Source organism: Salinilacustrithrix flava (assembly GCF_041228405.1).
In the GTDB taxonomy this organism is placed as follows: Bacteria; Actinomycetota; Acidimicrobiia; order Acidimicrobiales; family Salinilacustritrichaceae; genus Salinilacustrithrix; species Salinilacustrithrix flava.
Genome location: NZ_CP133888.1, coordinates 1,959,678 through 1,979,414, shown reverse-complemented (window position 1 = coordinate 1,979,414; position 19,737 = coordinate 1,959,678). Strand labels below are relative to the sequence as shown.

The following is a 19,737-nucleotide window of genomic DNA, read 5'->3' as shown; positions in this document are numbered from 1 at the left end:
AGCGGGTCTGCACACCCGGGGTGCACACCGGTTGGGAAGCAGGGCGTCGCCTCGCATCGCACAAACGTGGTCTGACCGTCCATGATCTCGAGCGTGCCGGACGGCTGGGACGTCCCATACGGCAGCTTCAGCTACCGGCTTCATGGAGCGCATGCGTTCGGGTCGTCGAAGTGGCCCGGCGTGCTCGGGAACGCCTTGCCTGAGCCGTGGTCCTTGGCGTCTGTGTTGTAGACGAGGGCCAGTTCGTTGAACGCTGACGTTGACGGATCCAACACGTCATCGGGGACGAGTCCTGCTCCGAGCGTGAACGCCCAGGCATGCAGGAAGCTCCGCATGTCGGGGCTGTGCTGGCGTACGTCGTTGAATCCGCCGTAGGCGGCGTTGCAGTGCGTGTAGAGGTTGTACGCGCCGTTCCAGTCGAGGAGCCGGTCCCCGGGGTTCGGGCCGTTGTCGGCCACGTCGCCCTGCAGGATGTCGCGGTCCCAACCGCCGTAGATCCAGTCGATTCCCTGGTGGTGCTGATTGGTCACCACGTCGTCGTCGTCGATATCGGTCATCTCGAACCAGATGCACGGGTCGTTGGTGACCAGGGCCTTCTTGGTGCCGGTCGTGACCGGCCAGTCCTCGGACACGCAGTCGTCGTAGCCGCCGCGCGGGCGCCAGTCGAGGATGTCGGACCCGAGCACACCCGTGTCGGGATCGGTCGACGGGCCGCTGATGGCACCCTTGCCGCCGAAGAGGTAGTCGACCATGCGGTCGTCGTCCCCTCGGGCGGAGGGAACGAACTCGCCATCGACGTAGCAGTCGGGCGACTGCCCGATGGTGTCGATGGCCGGGTCGCAGCCCTTGCCGCCCCACATGACGTCGGCGCCGTCGCCTCCGAAGAGGGTGTCGCCGCCGCTGTCGCCGTTCATGAGGTCGTCACCGACGCCACCGTGCATGGCGTCCTTGCCTGCACCGCCGCGCATGCGGTCGTTGCCGCCGAAGGCGACGCCGTCGAAGGGCATCTTGTCCGGCCCCACCGCCTGGGAGTCGATCTCGTTGCCGTCGTTGTCGACGAAGACGTCGCCGTTCACGTCGTGCTGGAGGTCGACGACCCGGGTGACGGAGCCCTCGAGGAACCCGTCGTATTCGATCTTCGGCACCTGGTTGTAGGAGAGGTTCACTTCGCGGTTGCCGTCCTCGTACTGGCTCACGATGCCGCCACGGTCGCCGACCATGGCGTCGTCGCCGAGCTCGCCGTACAGCTCGTCGTCGCCGAGCTCGCCGTACATGTCGTCGTCGCCGGCGCCGCCGTACATCTCGTCGTTGCCGTCCTGGCCGTACATGACGTCGTCGCCATTCTCGCCGAAGAGCCGGTCGGCGCCATGAGCGCCAGCCGGCTCGCAGGTCGGCGCGTTGGCCTCGGAGCAGAACCGCGTGCTTGGCAACCCCTCCGCGCTGACCCGGATGTACGCCGCGTCAGCCGGTGCTGGCGTCGGATACCGCTTGGCGTAGATCCGGTTCGACAGCGTGCCCTCATCGTCATCGATGAGCCGTCGGATGGTGCCGTTGTCGCCGAGGATGAAGTCGGCCTCGCCGCCGCCGTAGATGACATCCCCGGCATCGCGGAAGCCCTCGCGTGAGCTGCCGCCCATGAGGTCGTCCTGACCGTCGACAACCGAGCCGCCGTGGAGCTCCTCATCCACGCTCGGAGTGCCCGGCCAGGTGACAGCGGGGAGCGAGACGGGCACCTGGTCGAGGCGGAGGTCGCCCCAGATGCTGTCGGCACCGCCGTTGCCCTCGGCGTAGTCGTCGTCGGCACCGCCGGAGATGCGGTCGTTGCCGTCCTGGCCCATCAGCACGTCGACACCCGCACCGCCGGAGATCAGGTCAGGCCCGAAGCGGTCTGTCGACGGCGTCGTCAAGTATCCGTCCGGATCGTTGGACAGGTCCAGGAACCGCAGCGAGCGTCCGTCCATCAGCTCGCCGTCGGTGCCGATGCGCTCGGTGCGCGGGTCGAACGGCTCGACTCGGGTGATGCGTGCGTTGTCGCCGGTCGCGACGTCGTCACCGTCGCCGCCGAAGATCACGTCGTCGGCGTCGGGCTGACCGTCGGCACCGTCGCCGGTGTCGTCGCCGTGGATGGTCGAGCTGCCACCCACGATGTCGTCGTGGCCGTCATTGCCCTCGAGCCAGTCTCGACCGGGCCCTCCCTCGACGTAGTCGTCGCCGTCGATGCCCTTGATGCGGTCGTGCCCGTCCTGGCCGAGCAGCACGTCCTCGCCGTTGTCGCCCAGGATCAGATCGTCTCCGGACGTGTTCGCGACAGGGGCGTCACCGAGGTCGTACAGGTGAACTGTCCGCTCGGTGATCCCGCGTCCCTGGGTGAGGTCGCTCGGCGGCAGGTCACGGCGGATGATGCCGTTGTCGCCGATCACGACGTCGCTGCCGCCACCGCCTTCGATGTGGTCGCCCTCGTCGGGCTGGCCGGTGGCCGTTTGTTCGGCGACCACGCCGGTCTGGATCGTGGAGCTGCCGCCGACGATGTCGTCGGCACCCGAATCGCCGTAGAGGAAGTCGACGCCCGGGCCACCCTCGAGGTAGTCGTCGCCGGTGAGCCCGCGGATCTCGTCAGATCCGCCCTGACCGAAGACGACGTCGGTCTCGCCGTTGCCGCGGATGATGTCGTCGCCGGACGTGCCCGGCGTCGGACTGAAGCCGAGGTCGAGCAGCTGGACGTCGCGCTCGGTGGTCAGGCCACGGGCCCGCGTCGCGGGGTGGCCGGCGCCGTCGTCCGGGTTGTCCGTGATGATGGCGTTGTCGCCGGCGATCACGTCGTCGCCCGCGTCTCCGTGGATCTCGTCGCCGACGTCGGGACGCCCGACCGCATCGAGGCCCGCACCCGAGGCGATCTCGCTGCTGCCACCGATGATGTTGTCCGCACCGTCGCCGCCGTAGACCCTGTCGGAGCCGTTGTTCCCCTCGAGCTGGTCGTCGTGATCCCCGCCGAAGATGACGTCGCCGTCCAGGCCTCCGTAGAGGACGTCGGGATCGGAACCGCCGAAGATCAGGTCGGGGCCGCCTGCGCCGGGTGTGGCGCCGTCCAGGTCGAGGGGGTACCAGCGACTGTCCACGATGTCGCCGTTGTCCCCGATGATGGTGTCGTCGCCCACGTCGCCGAACAGGAAGTCGTTCTGGTCGGCCCGGCCAGCGGCACGGGTGCCGCCGAGGATGACGTCGTCGCCGGAGCCACCGGACACCCAGTCGGTCCCGTCGTTGCCCTCGATGACGTCGTTGTCAGCGCCGCCGTAGACGGTGTCGTTGTCGTTGTTGCCGAACAGGTCGTCGTCGCCGGCATCGCCGTAGAGGATGTCGTTGCCCGAACCACCCCAGGCCTGGTCATCGTCAGCGCCACCGCGAAGCGTGTCGTTGCCGCTCTCGCCGCACACCTGGTCGTCGTCACCCTTTGCTTCGGCGAGGTCGTTGCCGCCGCCGGCGCGGATGTTGTCCACGCCTGAGCCGCCGATGATCTTGTCGTTGCCGTCCTCGGGCGTGTTGATGGTCTCGTCCACGGGGTCCGACGCCACCGGGTCGCCGGGCCCGCACCGGTCCGTCTGGTTGTAGCCGTCGCCGTCGATGTCGGCACCGCCGTCGCCACCGAAGATGTGATCGTTGCCGGTGCCACCGACGAGCACCTTGTAGGCCGGTGCCACACCATCGGGCAGATCCCGGTGGCTGACGGCGCGTGACGGGCCGAAGCCGTCGTCAGGGCCGGCGGGTCCGACGTCGGATGGCTCGGCGATGACGTAGTCGTTGCCCGGTCCACCGAAGACGGTGTCCTCGCCGTAGCCGCCGACGAGGACGTCCTCGCCGGCACCACCGCGGATGTTCGCGTTCTGGTCGGGGAGGGAGCCGGCGACGACGAAGTCTTGGCCGGTGCTGCCGTAGACGATGTCGCTGCCGGTGCCGGTGTCGACGGTGTTGGTGCTCCCGTCGTCGACGCCGCCGTCGGCGTCGGGCTCGTCTACGAGACCGCCCTCGTCGGGCCCGGTGATGATGACGTCGTCGTGAGCGCCGCCCGAGAAGCTGTCGCTGCCGGTGCCGCCGACCAGCCTGGCGCCCTTCGACGCGAAGAGCGCGGTGTCGTCGGGCCGCGAGAGGATCAGCGAGTTGTCGGGCGCGACGCTCAGCGTGTCGATCCCGCCGTTGCCGTAGGCCGTGGATTCGCCGAGGCCGACACGGACGGTGTCGGTGCCGTCGGTGCCGGCCTCCGTGGCGCCGGGTCCGCTGAAGGTCTCCCAGTCGGGCACCGACACCGTGGCGCCTCCCTCACCGTCACCCCCGGTGGGGTCGCCGCCCTCGCGACCGTCGTTGATCAGCTCCTTCAGCGTCAGCGAGACCGGCTCGTACGAGAGGCTCGAGTCGCCGGCGATGACGTCGTCGCCGTTGCCGACGGTGATGTTGTCGTCGCCCGGTCCGCCGGCCACGTAGGCAGCGGCATCGGGACGGAGGTAGTCGTCCTTGGCGGGGTTGAGCACGGTCCGGTCGCCGGTGACGATGATGTCGTTCCCGGCGCCGCCGTCGACCCACGACTTCCCGATGCCGGTCTTGATCGTGTCGTCGTTGCTCCCGCCGAAGACGATGGAGTCGAGCGCGAACTGGGCTGTCGCCGGCAGCTCCGCGCCGGAGTCGTTGCCCTGCTCCTCGCCGTCGCCCTGGAAGATGACGTTCATCTTCCCGCCATAGCCGCGACCGTCGACGATGACCCGCTCGATGTTCGAGTTCCGGTACTCCCGCCGGATGCCGAGCATGGCGACGGACACCCCGGTGAAGGTCGGATCACCGGTCTCGGGGTAGTCGTGCAGCGAGGTGACCTTGATGGTCTCCTTCTCCTGGTCGAGGTAGTCCGATCCGCGTGGGCCGTCGAGGCCTGCCGCGTAGACCACGAGGGTCGTGCCGTCGTCGGTCAAGCCACCCAGCTCCGGTGGCGGCGGATCGCAGTCGGGTTGCGCGTTGAAGTCGAGCAGCACCACGTTGACGATGGTGAAGTCGAAGCTGACCGAGAACGGCGACACGCCAACGGTCACGTAGGCCTTGAGGAACACAGACAGCTGACCGGACACGGTGAACAGACAGATCGGGTTGTTCAGCGCCGCCTGGGCGAACTCACTGATCCGGAACTTGCCGTCCGCGTTCGGGTCGTTCCACAGGAACGACACGGTCAACGCGACCCCGCCCTCGATTCCGACCTTGATGACCACGGCGCTCACCTCGGCGCCCGCCGCGATCTGGCCGCTGAAGGTCACGACCGGGATGGGTGTGCCGTTCTCGGTCGTGTAGAAGAACAGGCTCTGGAGGAAGACGTCGCCGACGGCGGCGATGTCGAAGGTCTCATCGTTTTTCACCCGCTCGATCGCCTTGCGGATTCCGTAGGTGTCGAACCCGGCGACGATGCGCAGGGAGACCGACGCCGAGCCGTGCATGGTCACGAACACCGGCGGTGGTGCGTACACGGGCCCGAACGACTGCCGCCAGTCGAAGGCCAGGGTGAGCGGTCCGGAGTCGAACTTGATGAGGTCGACGTCGCCGCCGAGGATCACGTTGAAGATCGTCTGGGGTTGCTCGAAGAGCGGGAACGAGAACCCGGCGGCATCGCCCAGCGCAGCGATGTCGGCCGAGCTGTCGGCCTTGCTGTCGAGCGCGCCGGTGAGCGAGCTGAACGAGCCACCACCACCTTCCGGGGTCTTGGTGGCGATGCGGTTCTCGGTGTTGTCCGGTGTCGCCGGGGTGTTCAGCAGCTGGTTGCCGTCCATCGTGAACGCACCGATCGGGATGAAGCAGTCCGCCGTGCACTCGGGCATCTCGTTGATGAACTGGACGACCCCGGCGATGGTGTCGATGAAGGTCAGATCGGGACCGCCCGACAGCGTGCTGTAGGCCTTGGCGATCGACACGATGGTGACGTCGTCGCCGCCCACGAGGCGGCTGAGGTCCGACAGCACCGGGATCGGCGCGTACAGCGTCTTGATGACCGGGTCGAGCGGACTGGTGACCTCCTTGATCTGGTTGACGACCGGTCCCAGGATCTCCCCGAACACGGCGCCGGCGTCGATGCCCACGTTCTTGAACTCGACGGTCGGGGCCCCGGCGTCGACGGTCTCGTCGTCCCAGCTCCAGCCCATGGCGAACTGCGCTTGGATGCCGGGGAAGCCGACGTCGTCGCCCGGCGCGGCCTTCAGCCGCCAGTTCAGCGCGAGATCGGCGGACAGCTTGACGTCGTAGAGCGAGTCGAACGAGGAGTCGGCGAGGTCGGCGAGCGTGAGCTCACCGTTGGCGTCAGGGCTGGTGAGGTCGATGCCGAAGGTGCCTGCGAACAACGGGGCTGGCGTGGCGGGTGCGTCGGAGCAGCCGGCCATGCCGTCGAGGCAGTTCTCGGCGGTGACGGAGATGAACCCGAGACGGGCGGTGATCGTCTCCGGGAGCGTGAAGTTGAGGCCGAGCGCCACCTCCGGCGCGTCGTCGTCGTCGTTCACGCCGTTGGTGTCGACGAAGAAGCCGGCGTCCTTGTTGACCCCGAACTCCACGTGGAGTCGGTACCCGAGGTCGACCGCAGGACCCCCGCCGTCCTTGCCCTCGAGGGAGAGGCCGGGGAGGCCGATGTCGAGCGGCACCGAGGCCAGCTCGATGCACGGATCGGCAGGATCGGTGCAGTCGAGGTCACCGTCGCCGTTGAACGAGCCCTCGTGGACGTCGAGGATGATGCGGACCGACTCGAGATCCACGTAGTCGCAGTCGACGCGCTGGGGGTTCTCCGCCGGGTGCTCGGGGGCGTCGCCCAGGGTGGTGTTTCTGTCGTCGGTGAACGACGTGGACGTGGTCTCACCGACCAGCTCATAGGAGCCACCGACGTCGCGGAACACCCGGTAGCCGGCGGCACCATCGGCCGGATCCCACGTGACGTCGTTGGGGTGCGCGGCCAGGTCGTCCTCGCCCACCGTCGTGGTGCCGGGGCTGCTGAGCTGCGTGTACTCGCGTTCTCCGTCGGCGTTCAGCTGGTACGACTCGACTGCGTAGCTGTACTCGATGTCGTTGCCGGTGTCGCCATCATCGCTCTGCGGGGTGACGGTGACGCCGCCGGGCGGAAGCAGCACGGACTGGCAGCGCACGTCGACCGCGGCGATCTCAGGGTTGACGCCGGCGCTGTCCAGGGCCGCGTCGAGCTCATCGTTGACCCAGTCGCGGACCCCCTGAGTGGACCCGAGGTCCCCGTCGGCAGGAAGGGCGGCCAGTGCCTCGTCGACGGCCGCGCGGATCTCACCGACGAAGTCGGCTCCCTGCTGGAGGTCCTCGCCGATCAGCGGCAGCTTGCCGCCGAAGCTGGCCGTGCGCAGGGCCGTCTCGACGAGCCGGAAGTAGTCGTCGATGCCGTCGAGCTGGGTGAAGTCGATGATGTTCGCGGCGATCGCCGCCGCCAGCTCCGTCGCATCAGGCGTCTCCAGCCGGTCGTGCCCGTCGATCTGGGGACCCGAGAGGTCGAAGTGGTCGGCGTGGTCGGCACCGTCCTTGGGCAGGCGGATGGCGAAGGCGTTCTCACCGGGCTCGGCGATCACCTTCTCGTAGCTGGAGCCACCGTCGGTGCTGAGGTAGAGCGGGAAGTGGGCGCACAGGGCGAGGTCGGTGGCGGCGTCGGGCAGTCCGCAGTCGACCGGGCTGCTCGAGTCGTTCAGGGACGCGTCGACGTTGTCGACGAAGTCGGCGAACGACACGGGGCTCCCGGCCGGCGAGCCGTGGGCGAGGTCGATCGAGTAGCTCGCCTTGGCCGTCGCCTTGTCGCCCCCGGTCGGATCGCCCAGGGCCAGCTTGAGCGGCCCGAGGGTGGACACGAAGCTCGCGTCGCTCATGTCGGTGTCGAGGCTGACGCCGATGCTGGAGTCGTCGAGGATCTGCAGCTCGGTGGCATCCGCAGGACCGCTGGCCCCGGGTCCGGACGGCAGCGGGACGACGATGCCCACCTGGACGTGGCCGCCCGCGGCGATCTGCACCGATCCAGTGCTGGCCAGGCCTGCGACGTCGTAGTCGGTGCCGCCGAGGTCGAAGCTGAAGTTGACCGGCGAGCTGGTCTGGAAGGTGCGCTCCCAGTCGAGCTGCAGGATCAAGCCCGTGCCCGGGTCGTACTCGAAGGACAGGGGCGTCCCGGCCAGTCGCTCGTCGAGCGTCCGCACGAGCTCCTGCAGGTTGTCTGCCGGAGCGGACTGCAGGTACGAGATGGCGTCGTCGAGCTCGGAGCGGACGACGTAGGTGGCGCCGCCCGCCGGCTCGGTGTCCCAGGCTGAGGCCATGATCAAGGTGTCGCCGCTGGCCGACTCGATGAGACCGACCTGGGTGCCGACGATGATGGTGCGACCGGCGAGCGACGCCGGGAACGTCTTGCCGGCGTGGGTGAGCGTGTCGGCCCCGTAGGTGACGTCGGGTCCGCTGCCGGATTCGTCCGTGCGCAGCAGGTCGCGCATGGAGCGCCCCACGACCGGGATCGGCTCGCTGAAGATGGCAGCGGGGCCACCAGGATCGGTGTCCGCGAGCGAGGAGCTCAGGACCTGCAGCGTCTGGAGGATCACCGAGAACAGGGCCCGAGGGTTGTCCGGGTCGAAGTCGAACGAGAGGAACTCGTCGAGGTCGCTGACCTCGAACTGCGGGCCGTCGGTGCCGCTGGTCTGGTTGAGATCGTTCCAGGTGAACGTGGCAGAGGCGCTGCCGGAGCCCAGGAAGTCGGGCGCGTCGGGGACGGAGACGGCGACGCTGCCGCTGGCGCCGACGTTGACGTCGACGGAGAGCAGGTCGCCGGGGGCGTTCAGCAGCAGGTCGACGACCTCGCCGAAGGTGAGGTCGCCCTCGTCCTTCAGGTTCACCTGCAGCATCGGGTCGGTGCTCCCGCTGGTCGGGCCGATCTGCACGTCGCCCGTCAGCTCGACCTGGAGGAACCCGGCGTTGGCGTAGATGTCGATGCCGGCATCGATGGGGAAGTCAGCGCTGAACAGGGCGGTGTCGCCGGTGCGGAGCAGCACGCGGTCGGCGCCGATCGGGGTGGCGCTGGCGAGGTAGGTGGTGCCGTCCGGATTCGACACCTCGAGCGGCGGGTCGTGGAGCGTGGGATCCTGCAGGTCGAGGACCAGGGTGATGGTGGCGTCGTAGGACGGCATGACGATGGCGGTGGCGTTCATGCCGTTGGCACCCCGGATGCCCCCGCCTTCGAGGCCGTCACCGAGCTGGACGGTGCCGATGTCACCCTGCATGCCCGAGATCGCGTAGGCCGAGCCATCCGTCGGCTGCACCGGTGTCCAGCCGTTGGGGTCCAGCACGAGCGTCGTGTCGGTGTTGCTGGCGATGGTGCCGCCCGAGGTGCCGGCGACGACGCGATGTCCGGCGAACTGGTCGGTCTCCCACGACTGGCTCGTGTCGGTGAGCGAACCCGGACCGAACGTGACAGCCGCACCGCCACCGGAGAACGTGGCACCGGCGCCGTTGAGTGGGACGCCACTCGGTGCGTTGCGGGTCAGGCCGATGTCGAAGGCCAGCTTGCTGGTGGCGTCGTCGTAGGTGACGTCGGCCACGCCGATCTCGGCTCCTGACACGTCGTCGAAGCTGACCGTCTCGAGCAGGTCGAAGAACTGCTGGATCGACACGAAGTCGGGGGTCCCCGCCGCGGTGGGGTCGTCCTCGGCGCTGACGGTGTGGTCGTCGAGGAACTCGAGCAGGATCTCGTTGATCCGCACCGCGTCGGACAGCTTGCCCTTCACGAACGGCAGCTCCAGGTCACCGACGTCCGACTTCTGGATGCCGGCGAGCGCGCTGGTGAGCTGGCCGATGCCGCCGGCCAGGTCCCGCGGCGTCATGTTGAGGAACGTGCCAACCGAGTCGATCCCGGTTGCGGTGACGTCGAGCTGGGAGACGTCGGAGATGTCGGGCCAGGCGACGGTGATGGTGGCGTCGACCTCGGGCAGCGACAGCGAGAAGTCGTTGCCACTGGCCGCGTTCAGGTGGAAGGAACCGTTGAGGTGGCCGGGGTCGGTGTCGAAGCCCATCTGCACCAGGCCAGCGAGGGACCCCTCCTGCGCGAGCTCGGCAGAGACGTCCGTCGGTGCGTCGAAGTACAGGAGGCCGTCGTTGTCCGGGTCGCTGACGGAGGAGGTGAAGTGGGCAGCGAGATCCAGGTTGCTGGGATCGACCACGCTGACCCCGAGGATGCCGATGGCGCCTTCCATGCCAGCGAGGTCGTCGATCGTCGCGGTGGCGTCGACATCGACGCGCGGCGTGGTGCCGTCGGCCACGATCGCGACCTTGTGGCTCTCGTCCTCCCACACCAGGCGGAACGACAGCTCGGTCGACACGGTCAGCGAGACGCCACCGACGGAGGAGAACGCCGACTGCGGCGCGTTGCTGTCCGCGCCGATCGGCAGCGGGATGGACAGCGTCTGATCGGCGAGGGTCGTCTCGGCCGTCACGGTGATGTCGAGCTGCTTGTCCCCCTCAGCGGCGTCGGTGAGCACCGACGTGAGATGTCCCGTCCTGCCATCGCCGAGGTCGATGTCGTCGTCGTAGTTGAGATCGTCGAACACGGTTGCGGTGCTGAGCGGGGCGAGGAACCCGTCGAGCAACGAGTCGAACCCGAGGGCAGCGCCGGGGCTGGCCGGGACACCCGGCAGCTGCTCGCCGAGCTGACCGACGGAACCCAGATCCTCGGTCCACGTCGCCAGGCTGTTGAGCGTCGTCGTGATGTCGGCGGCGCCGGGGTCCGCAGCAGCCGCAGGCGGCGCAGCAACGGTCAGGACAGAGGCGAACAGGGCGAGGGAGGCACCGCCCGCCGCAGCCCGGGTCCCGATCCGCCGCCTTCTCGGATCAACGTCAGCCATGTCGCTCTCCAGGTGCTCGTGGTCAACAGAGCGCTGCGAGGATCCCTGGATGTCCGGTGTCGCCCATTCAGCACGCGGAGAAGAAGCTCAACTGCCCTTCTCGTGCTCGCCGTGCGCCCGCACCGCCCCCCATTCATCGCAACCCGTCGACCGTACGTCTACACAGCTGATCTTTCAAGGGACACCGCGCGGCGAACGGGTGTAGGCATCGAAGTCCTCGCACTATTCGCCTGAACTGCTCAAGGCCGAAGCCCTCGACCAGAGAGTGTGACCAATCGGCCCTCAGGCGGCACATCTGCCGCACGTGTCGTCACATCGGAGGGTTCGACCCACAACTTTGCGTCGCCGGTCGTACTAGACCCGTTGAGCAGCGGGGCTGGTGGCGTCCCAGCGATGACTCCGGACAATCGACCCCAGACGCGTCGAGACCCCGCCGGAGCGGGGCCTCGATGTCTCAACCAAGTTGGTGGCGGGGGCAGGATTTGAACCTGCGACCTTCGGGTTATGAGCCCGACGAGCTACCAGACTGCTCCACCCCGCGGCGGACTGATGAATGTAGCGACGACCCCCGCCGGGCCACAACCTGGCTCAGGCGATCCCCGTGGGCGCGGAGCGGCGGTCCGGTCGCCAGCGGCTGAACACGATGCCCGGCGCCTCCTCCTCCCACCGGTAGCCATCGCGGTACCGACGGTCGGGTCGGGCGACGTACGGCGTCCCGCCGTTGTCGAGGAACAGGTTGTCGTAGCGGCCCGGACGGCACGGATCGCCGAAGATCCAGAGTGGGCCCACGGTGCGCGGCCCCCAGATGGACCCGAGGAGGCAGGGCACCTCGTCCTCGCCCGGACGCTCCCCGCCGCTGGACCCGAGCTGGTCGAAGAACGCGCTTCGGGCCCTCCCTGCGGCGATGGCGTCGATCGGCTCCGGGCAGCGTGCGTGCACCCGGTGACCCGTCCACACCTGCAGCACCCGGTGGTCAGTCGGGAGCCACGGCTCATGAGGTGCGAAGCACTGGCAGAGGTGGTCTTCCGGCACCGGCGCGACGCCGTGGTGGGCGTGGAGGGGCTCGACCAGCGCGGCGAGGGGATCGCTCGCCGGATCGAGCCGACCGAGCTCGTGCTCCCGGCGCAGGACCGCCGCGATCGCGGCAGGGACGCTCGGCACCGGGTCGACGTGCGCCTCCTCGAGCCAGCGCACCGCTCGGGTCGCGCTCGCGGCGACGTCGGGCCGATGGAGGCGGAGTCGACCCTGGACGTCGCGGTGCACCCCGAGGACGCCCACGGCGATCGCGACCACGTCATGGTCGAAGGGACCCGAGCGGTCGCGGAGCTGACCCAGCGCTTCCAGATGCTCGGCGTGCCGGGACCGGAGCACCGTCGTGAGGGAGCTGAGCGGGAGGATCGGCGCCGCGCGCCGGCGCGCCCCTGGCGGCCACGGGTCGAGCGCGAGCAGCACGGGGTCCTCGACAGGCGGAAGGTCCTCGTCGTGATCGAACCACAGGTCCAGCTCGTCGACGGCCACGTCGTCGTGGCAGCACTCGCACATGATCGCCTGGCCACGACAGCGCGGGCACCGCTCGACGTCGCACCCTGGGTGGTGCACGTGCCCGATCGCCACCCCGCAGTCGCCGCATCGACCGTGGCCCGCACCGCCCCGCTCGGTGCCGAAGGGCCGGCGCCGGAAGGCCTCGCCGTCGATGCGGACGGAGGGCTCGCCGCACCCCGTGGCGCTCGTCATCTCCCGATCGCAGTACCTGCACACAGCCATGGCTCCATGGTGCCGATGGCCTCTGACAGCGAGATGGGGGTTGCGAACGTGTGTTCGTTTTGCGTAGTCTAGGCGGTATGCCAGTTGGGGATGCGACGGCCCGGTTGCACGAGGCGATCGATCTCGTGGCTGGCATCGATGTGTCCGAGGTGCCCACGGCGGAGGGCTTGGGGGAGCTGGTGGAGGAGCTGACCCGGTGCCTGCGCCGGTTGGACTTCGAGTTCCATCGGTTGCTGCGCTCGTTCGAGGCCCGGGGGGATCACGTGCCGTTGGGGTATCGGACGGCGAAGCAGTGGTGTCGGGATCGGTTGCGGATGGGTGATGCGGCGGCGGCGACGTCGTTGAAGCTGGGTCGGGTGCTCATCGACATGCCCGGGGTGTCGTCGCGGTGGGCGGCCGGGGATCTGGGTGCGGAGCATGCGGGGGCGATCGCGAAGGTGCGGACCGAAGAGACCCGGGAGGCGTTCGGGGAGTGGGAGGGCTGGCTCGCCCAGCAGGCCGTGGATCTGGACATGCGGGGCCTGCGCAAGGTCCTGGCCAAGTGGCGCCTGCAGGTCGATCCCGACTCCGGTGAGCCCGATCGGATCGAACAGGACCGCGACGCCCACGTGTCAGCCACCTTCCAAGGCGCCGTCGTCATCGATGGGCTGTTGGATGCGATCGGTGGTGCCGCGTTCAAGACCGTGTTCGACGGCATCGTCGAAGAGCTGTTCAAAGCCGACTGGACCGAGGCCAAGACCCGCCTCGGCCGGGAGCCGCTGTCGAGTGAGCTGGCCCGCACGCCGGCGCAGCGTCGGGCGGATGCCTTGGTGGTCATGGCCCAGCGCGCGCATGTCGCGAACCCGTCCGCTGCGGCCCGGATCCGACCCCTGGTCGTGGTGGTGGCCGGCTTGGATGCCCTGGCTGGTGGTCTGGCCGAGCTGTGGAACGAGACGCCGCTGTCGGCCCGCCAGCTGGCCCGGATCCTGGAGTCGGATCCGGATCTGGAGCGCTACGTGTACGGGCCCGGCCAGGTCCCGATCGCGTACAACGAACGGCACCGGTTCTTCACCGGCAAGCTCCGCCGGGCCATCCAGGTCCGCGACCGCCACTGCACCGCCCGGGGCTGTGACCGGCCCGCCGAGTACTGCGACATCGACCACATCGAAGCGGTCACCGCCGGCGGCAGGACCCGCCCCGACAACGGACGCGTCGCCTGCAACCCCGACAACCGAGCCCGACCCCACCGCCGCTTCCACGGCGACCCCGACCCATAGGACCGGCCGGCGGCTACTCGTCGTCGAGGTATTCGTCCAGGAAGGCGTCGAGCGCCGCCTCGTCGTCCAGGTCCACGCCGGCGGCCACCGCCTGTTCGAGGATCTCCACCTGACCACTCCCCTGGGACGGTCCCGGCAGCTCGCCGGCCTCAGCAGCGCGCAAAACCTCGAGCGCCTCGGGCAGGTAGCGGTCGCCCCACCCGTGCTCCCGGTGCGCCCACGGTACGAAGGCCCGCAGCACCTTCGGGAAGCGCTCGACCACGTCGTCGTCGAAGCCCGACAGGGGCAACCAGCCACCGAGGATCAGCTGCGTGACGGGGGCGCTCCAGCGGAGCGGGTCGCCGCCCAGCTCCTCGGTCACGAAGCCCACCGCGGCGAGCAGCGGCTCGGCATCCTTCTTGTGGGCCATGCCGTCGAGGCTGGCGAGGAAGCGGTCGACGATGGCGGCGCACTCCTGCGGAGTCGCGGGTTCCGGCTGCGGCAACGGCTCGCCGTCGGCTGGCAGCTTGGCCACGTAGTGCTCGACGACGGCCCACTGCGGGGAGAACCCGTCGGCCACGGCGGCGGGCACGCCGGCGGCCATCGTCGCGTCGATGGCGACGTCGATCGTGGCACCGGCCACGCCGAGGTCGAGGTCGGTGATGCCCATCCCGTCAGCGTCGTCGGACAGGCGCAGGTACTCCGCGGCGTCGTCGTGGACGAGCAGGTCGGTGGCCAGGCCCCCGAGGGTGCGGTCCACGTAGACGGCCACCACATGGTCCTTGTCCGCCGACCGGTGCCGGGCGACGAGGGCGACGTCGTAGCCGTCGCCGGTCTCGTGCTCCACACGGTGGGCGCTGCGGACCTCGGCCTGGCCCACGTCCATGGCCCAAGCAGGACGGGCGGGCAACGACGCACGCTCGAGGCGCTCGTGCAGCGGCCACGCCAGCCAACCGGGGTCGAAGGCGTCGAGCACCCACAGGAAGTCGATGACCACCCGGGGCGGTGACGCCTCGAGGTGGTGCAGGCACAGCTCGACGATGCCGTTGAGCAGCTCCTCGTGATCGGGCTCGCCCGGCCCGGGCGACGCAGATCCGGCCCCGAGCTGGCCGAGGAACTGGGAGATCTGCAGCTCGATCTCGAGCGGCGACCGGTCCCCCACCTGGGCGAAGTCCTCGAGGGCGGCCACGATGCCCTCCAACGGCGGAAGACCCGGCTCGTCCTCGGGCCACACCCGTGCAGGCGGGGTCACCCGTCCGCCACCGCCTCGACGCTTGCGCTTGGCCATCCGGCGACCCTACGCGCCGCAACTGTCAGCACCCATCTGCCATGATCGGGCCCGAGCCGACCTCGGCCTCGCGGATCACCTCCGCCTCCGGCGCCACCGGCGCCGCTCGCCGCCCCACCCGCACGGGATGAGACGGGCAGCCAGCTCCGAACGTCTGGAGGCACCGCCATGCCCGCACCGATGGGTGACCACCTCGCGACCGATGCGTCGCTCCACCTGCTCGCCGACCACCTCACCGACGCCCTGGCGACCGGCGAGCTCGAGCCCTGCCTGCTCCACGTCGCCACACCCGACGCCGATGGCTTCGACCTCGGTGTGAAGCCCCTCGACGGGCTCCACCCCACCGATGCGCTCCTGGGCACCACCGCCCCGGCGGAGTGGCACGCCGTCGGCATCGCCACCCATGGCTGGGCATACCACGTCGCCGAGCGGGGAGATCCGGCCCGGCGTCGCCACCGGGTGCACGTCGTCACCCTCCTGTCCCGCTCCGGCGAGCACGCCCACCGCACCCGCGCCGACGACGAGGACCTCGAGGAGTCGCTGGGCGGCGAGGCCCCGAGCGGCGAGCAGGTCGACCTGCTCCGGCGCGTGCTCGGCCTGCCCACCGATCCCCCACCGTGCGACCCGTCCACGTACTGGAGCATCGAGTGGCTCTCGGCGATCGTCGCGGCCGACCAGCCGATCGAGACCCTGTCCGACGCCGTCGTGCTCCACCCGGTGACCGAGCTGCTCCGGCGAGGGACCTCCATCGGCGGCGACGACCTGGTCGACGTGCTCACCGCCTTCCACCGGGTCCTCACGTGGGACCGCATGCGGGAGCTCGCCACCCTCGACCGCTTCTCCGTGCCCGAGCTCGGCCCCGAGGACGCCGCCTGGCTGGACGAGGGCTCCTTCGCCCGCTTCCTGCTCAACCGGTGCCCGCCCCTCCACCTGCTCAAGCGCCGGCTCGATGCGCACTGCTCCCCCGAGGCGGCCGACGACGTGCTCGACCTGCTCGACGACCTCGGCGTGCCCGACACGACCTGGCCCGACCTGGTCCGGCGGCCCCGTCCCGCAGCGTGATCGCCATCCACCACCGACTGCCCGTGGCAGATCTACCGTCGGGACATGGCCTGGTTCCGTCGCCGCACCCCCGAGACCCCGGCGCCGACCGAGGCCGCCGCACCAGCGGCGAGCCAGGAGCTGGTGCCGATGGTCTCGGGCCAGTCGCTCGAGCGCACCGAGCGCGCCCTGAAGATGCTGGCCACCCAGTCGGCCCAGCTCCACGGGCACGTGGTCCAGCTCGAGCACCGGGTCGACGCCCTGTCCGACGCCCTGCTCGACCGCATGGACGTGCCGAGCAACGGCGACCTGCTCGAGGCCCGGATGCATTCCGCCCGGGTCGCGGCCGAGCTGTCCCGCCTCGAGGTCAACCTCGCGGCCCGCCTCGACGCCGTCCGCGACGAGCTGCGGGCCGTCCAGGGCCGAGACGCAGCCATCGACCTGCGCGAGCTGACCCCCAACGACACCGGCTGGACGCCGGCGCGCTGAGCCGCTCCCGCTAGGCCTCCTCGGACTCCTCGTCCTCGGGGTTGGTGGCCTCGGTCTCCGACGGCGGGGACGTGGTCGTGGTCGTCGATGCGGCCAGCAGCTCGAGCGCCTCGGTCACCAGCTCCTGGGCCTCCTCGGTCAGGGACTGGTACTCGCCGAGGTCCCCGGCGGTCAGCGCCGCCTGGGCGTCCTCGTAGAGCGCATTGGCGTCCTCGAGCAGCCGTGCGGCGCGCTCGTCCACCGAGCCGGTCGGGTCGTCGGGGTCGAGCGGCGCGTTGGGGTCATCGGGGACGTCCACCACCTCACGGTCCTCGTCCACGACCTCCTCGAGGTCCGGCACCTCACCCAGCAGCTGGGTCAGCGCCTGCTCCAACGTGTCGGCGATCGCCACCTCCGACTCGTAGAAGGCGATGACCTTCTTCAGCTCGGGGATCCGGACCTGGTTGGACTCCACGTAGAACGGGCGCACGTAGACCAAGGACTCATCCACCGGCACGAGGATCAGGTTGCCGAGCTTCACGGTCGACTCACCGGTGCCGAGCAGCGTCTGGAGCTCCGACACGACCGGATCAGACTGCATGGCGTCAGCCACGATCGCCGGGCCGTCGGGCCGGTTCTGGCGGGGCATCTCGTAGGTGACCAGCTCGCCGTAGTTCTCGGGGTCCGACCGGGCCACCATGAACGCCGTCAGCAGCTGGTTGTCATCGGTCTCGCCGAACGGCACGAAGCTGCGCAGCATGACGAACTCGGCTTCATCCTCCCCGGGCAGCTGGGTGAGCAGGTAGTACGGGTCGACGCGGGCGCCCACCGACGGGCCGATCGGCTCGCCGGCGGCGTTCGTGGTCTGCGTGGCCGGGCCGGCGCCTGCGGTGCCTGGGTCCAGGGCGACGTTCCACGCATCGTTGTTGTTGTAGAAGGTCTGCGGGTCGTCCACGTGGTAGCGGGCCCACATGTTCGTCTGGATCCGGAAGAGGTCCTCCGGGTAGCGCAGGTGCTCGACGAGGTCGTCTGGCATGTCGGCGATGTCGACGAACAGATCGGGGAAGGCGCTGCGCCACGCCTGGATGATGGGGTCTTCGTCGTCGATCACGTAGAAGGTGACCGTGCCGTCGTAGGCGTCAACCACCGTCTTGACCGAGTTGCGGACGTAGTTCAAGCCCTTGTTCAGGCCGCTGGCGGCGGGCAAGCCGCCGTTGTCCGCGTCCTGCCCGTAGGGGAACCGGTCGGTCGTGGTGTAGGCGTCGATGATCCACTTCACCTCACCCTCGACGACCACCGGGTAGGGGTCGGCATCGAACTCGAGGAACGGCGCCAGCGTCTGGGCACGGTCGCGCACGTCGCGGATGTAGTGGATCTGGGAGTCGCTCGTGATGAAGTCGGTGATCAAGGGGTCGTACTGGCCGAAGCGCAGCGAGAACGCGATGCGGCGCAGGTACGAGCCGATGCCGACGCCGTCGGTGCCCTCGTAGCGGGTGAGCTGGGTCTCGTCGCCGATCTGGAAGTCCAGCTCGTCACGGCTGGCGCCGGTGATGCCGTAACCGCCCATGTTCTCGCCGAAGTAGATCTGCGGGCGCTCGAGCTCGAGGTCGGTGTTCTCCCGGACCGGCACCTGCTGGAGGAAGAAGTCGGGTCGGCCCTGCGGGGTCTTGGACGTGCCCGATGCCATGACCACGCCGTAGCCGTGGGTGTAGATGACGTGGTTGGCTTCCCAGGACCCGGTGGGGATGCCGGCCGTGTTGAGGTCGCGCACCGAGAGCACCACCTGGGTGGGTTCACCGTCGATGTCGTAGCGGTCAACGTCGACGTCGCTGAGCTGGTAGTACGGCAGCAGCTCCTCGAGGCGGGGGAACGTCTGGCCGAGCACGGTGGCCGAGGGGTCCCACAGGCGGATGTTGCGCACCGTGTTGCGGTTGTCGGTGAGGTCGACCTCGTCGGCATCTCGGTTCAGGTCGTAGTCGAAGCTGCCGACGTCGCCGAGGTCGAGCGCCTCGCGCGTGGCGGCGATGTTGCGCTCGATGTAGGGCTCCTCGGTCGAGGACTCGTTCGGCTCGACCTGGAAGCGCTGGATGAACTGGGGGTAGATGCCGCCGGCCACCACCGCGACCAGGCCCCAGAGGCCCACGCCGAGGATGGGCAGCACCCAGCCGCGGCGCCAGATGTTCACGATGAACAGGACGAAGCTCGCCGCCGAGATGAGGACCAGCAGGTTGAGCACCGGGAGCTGGGCGTTGACGTCGGTGTAGCCGGCGCCGTCGACGAAGCCGGTGCTCGAGGTGGTGAGCTCGAAGCGCTGCAGGTAGTAGCCCGCAGCCCGGATGAGCGCGAGGACGCCGAGCAGCACGGAGATGTGCGCCTTGACCTGCGAGGTCACCCGCGGGCCGACCGCACCGGGACCGGTGGGCTGGACCCGGATCCCGCCGTTGGCGAAGTGGGCGGCGACGGTGACGACGAGGATGATGAGGATCGAGGCGAACGCCCAGTCCGCGACCGAGGACAGGAAGGGCAGCCGGAAGATGTAGAAGCCGAGATCGGTGCCGAACTGGGCGTCCTGCTGGCCCCAGTCGCCGCCGTTGACGAAGAGCAGCCACGATCGCCACTCCTGGCTCATGCCGAGGCCGGCGATGAGGGCGAGGAACAGCGCCACGCCGATGCGCAGCAGGCCCGTGCGGTGCCCGATGGCGTCCCGGAAGCGCTCGAGCGCCTCCTGCTCCGGACCGGCCGGGGGGAACTTCGGCGCCAGCCGGTCGGCGATGTAGAGGTTGGCCCAGCAGATGGCGAAGAAGATCACCACGAAGATCGCGGCCAGGGAGATCTGGGCTCCGAGCACGCCACGCCAGACGTCGTCGTACCCGAGCGAGTCGAACCACAGGAAGTCCGTGTAGAAGCCGGCGATGCCGCGCAGCGACGTGACCAGGACGAAGAGGGCGACGGCCGCGACGATCAGGATCGTGCGTCCACGGTTCGAACCGGCCGGGCGCGGACGGCGCGCGGCGGGGCTTGGCATGTCAGAGGGTGGGCGCATGGAGGGCGC

7 protein-coding genes and 1 tRNA gene are annotated in these 19,737 nt (G+C 69.4%); 3 read left to right on the top strand and 5 right to left on the bottom strand.

Annotation, left to right across the window (positions count from 1 at the left end):
* Nucleotides 1–140: 140 nt before the first annotated feature.
* The 3 genes from RGQ06_RS09850 to RGQ06_RS09840 form a co-directional block, all read right to left on the bottom strand.
* Nucleotides 141–10,889, bottom strand: coding sequence for a calcium-binding protein (locus RGQ06_RS09850; RefSeq protein WP_432426743.1), 10,749 nt, complete (start codon nucleotides 10,887–10,889; stop codon nucleotides 141–143).
* 464 nt (nucleotides 10,890–11,353) lie between these two features.
* A tRNA-Met gene (locus RGQ06_RS09845) sits at nucleotides 11,354–11,430 on the bottom strand.
* Between the two features lie 47 nt (nucleotides 11,431–11,477).
* Entirely contained in the window at nucleotides 11,478–12,623 is a 1,146-nt protein-coding gene (locus RGQ06_RS09840) for a hypothetical protein (protein ID WP_432426744.1), read from the bottom strand.
* An 80-nt stretch (nucleotides 12,624–12,703) separates the two neighbouring features.
* On the opposite strand from RGQ06_RS09840, the gene RGQ06_RS09835 reads away from it, so the two are divergent.
* Complete coding sequence (locus tag RGQ06_RS09835) at nucleotides 12,704–13,909, top strand: DUF222 domain-containing protein (protein ID WP_432430717.1); 1,206 nt, start codon at nucleotides 12,704–12,706, stop codon at nucleotides 13,907–13,909.
* 13 nt (nucleotides 13,910–13,922) lie between these two features.
* Here RGQ06_RS09835 and RGQ06_RS09830 read toward each other — a convergent pair whose 3' ends face one another.
* On the bottom strand, nucleotides 13,923–15,176 hold the full coding sequence (locus tag RGQ06_RS09830) for a hypothetical protein (protein ID WP_432426746.1): 1,254 nt from the start codon (nucleotides 15,174–15,176) through the stop codon (nucleotides 13,923–13,925).
* Nucleotides 15,177–15,344: 168 nt separating this feature from the next.
* Here RGQ06_RS09830 and RGQ06_RS09825 point away from each other — a divergent pair, with 168 nt between their 5' ends.
* Both RGQ06_RS09825 and RGQ06_RS09820 read left to right on the top strand, forming a co-directional pair.
* On the top strand, nucleotides 15,345–16,238 hold the full coding sequence (locus RGQ06_RS09825) for a hypothetical protein (protein ID WP_432426747.1): 894 nt from the start codon (nucleotides 15,345–15,347) through the stop codon (nucleotides 16,236–16,238).
* A 45-nt stretch (nucleotides 16,239–16,283) separates the two neighbouring features.
* Nucleotides 16,284–16,706, top strand: coding sequence for a hypothetical protein (locus tag RGQ06_RS09820; RefSeq protein WP_432426748.1), 423 nt, complete (start codon nucleotides 16,284–16,286; stop codon nucleotides 16,704–16,706).
* 10 nt (nucleotides 16,707–16,716) lie between these two features.
* On the opposite strand, the gene RGQ06_RS09815 is transcribed toward RGQ06_RS09820, so the two are convergent.
* Nucleotides 16,717–19,710, bottom strand: a complete 2,994-nt coding sequence (locus tag RGQ06_RS09815) for a UPF0182 family membrane protein (protein ID WP_432426749.1) — start codon at nucleotides 19,708–19,710, stop codon at nucleotides 16,717–16,719.
* Nucleotides 19,711–19,737 lie beyond the last annotated feature (27 nt).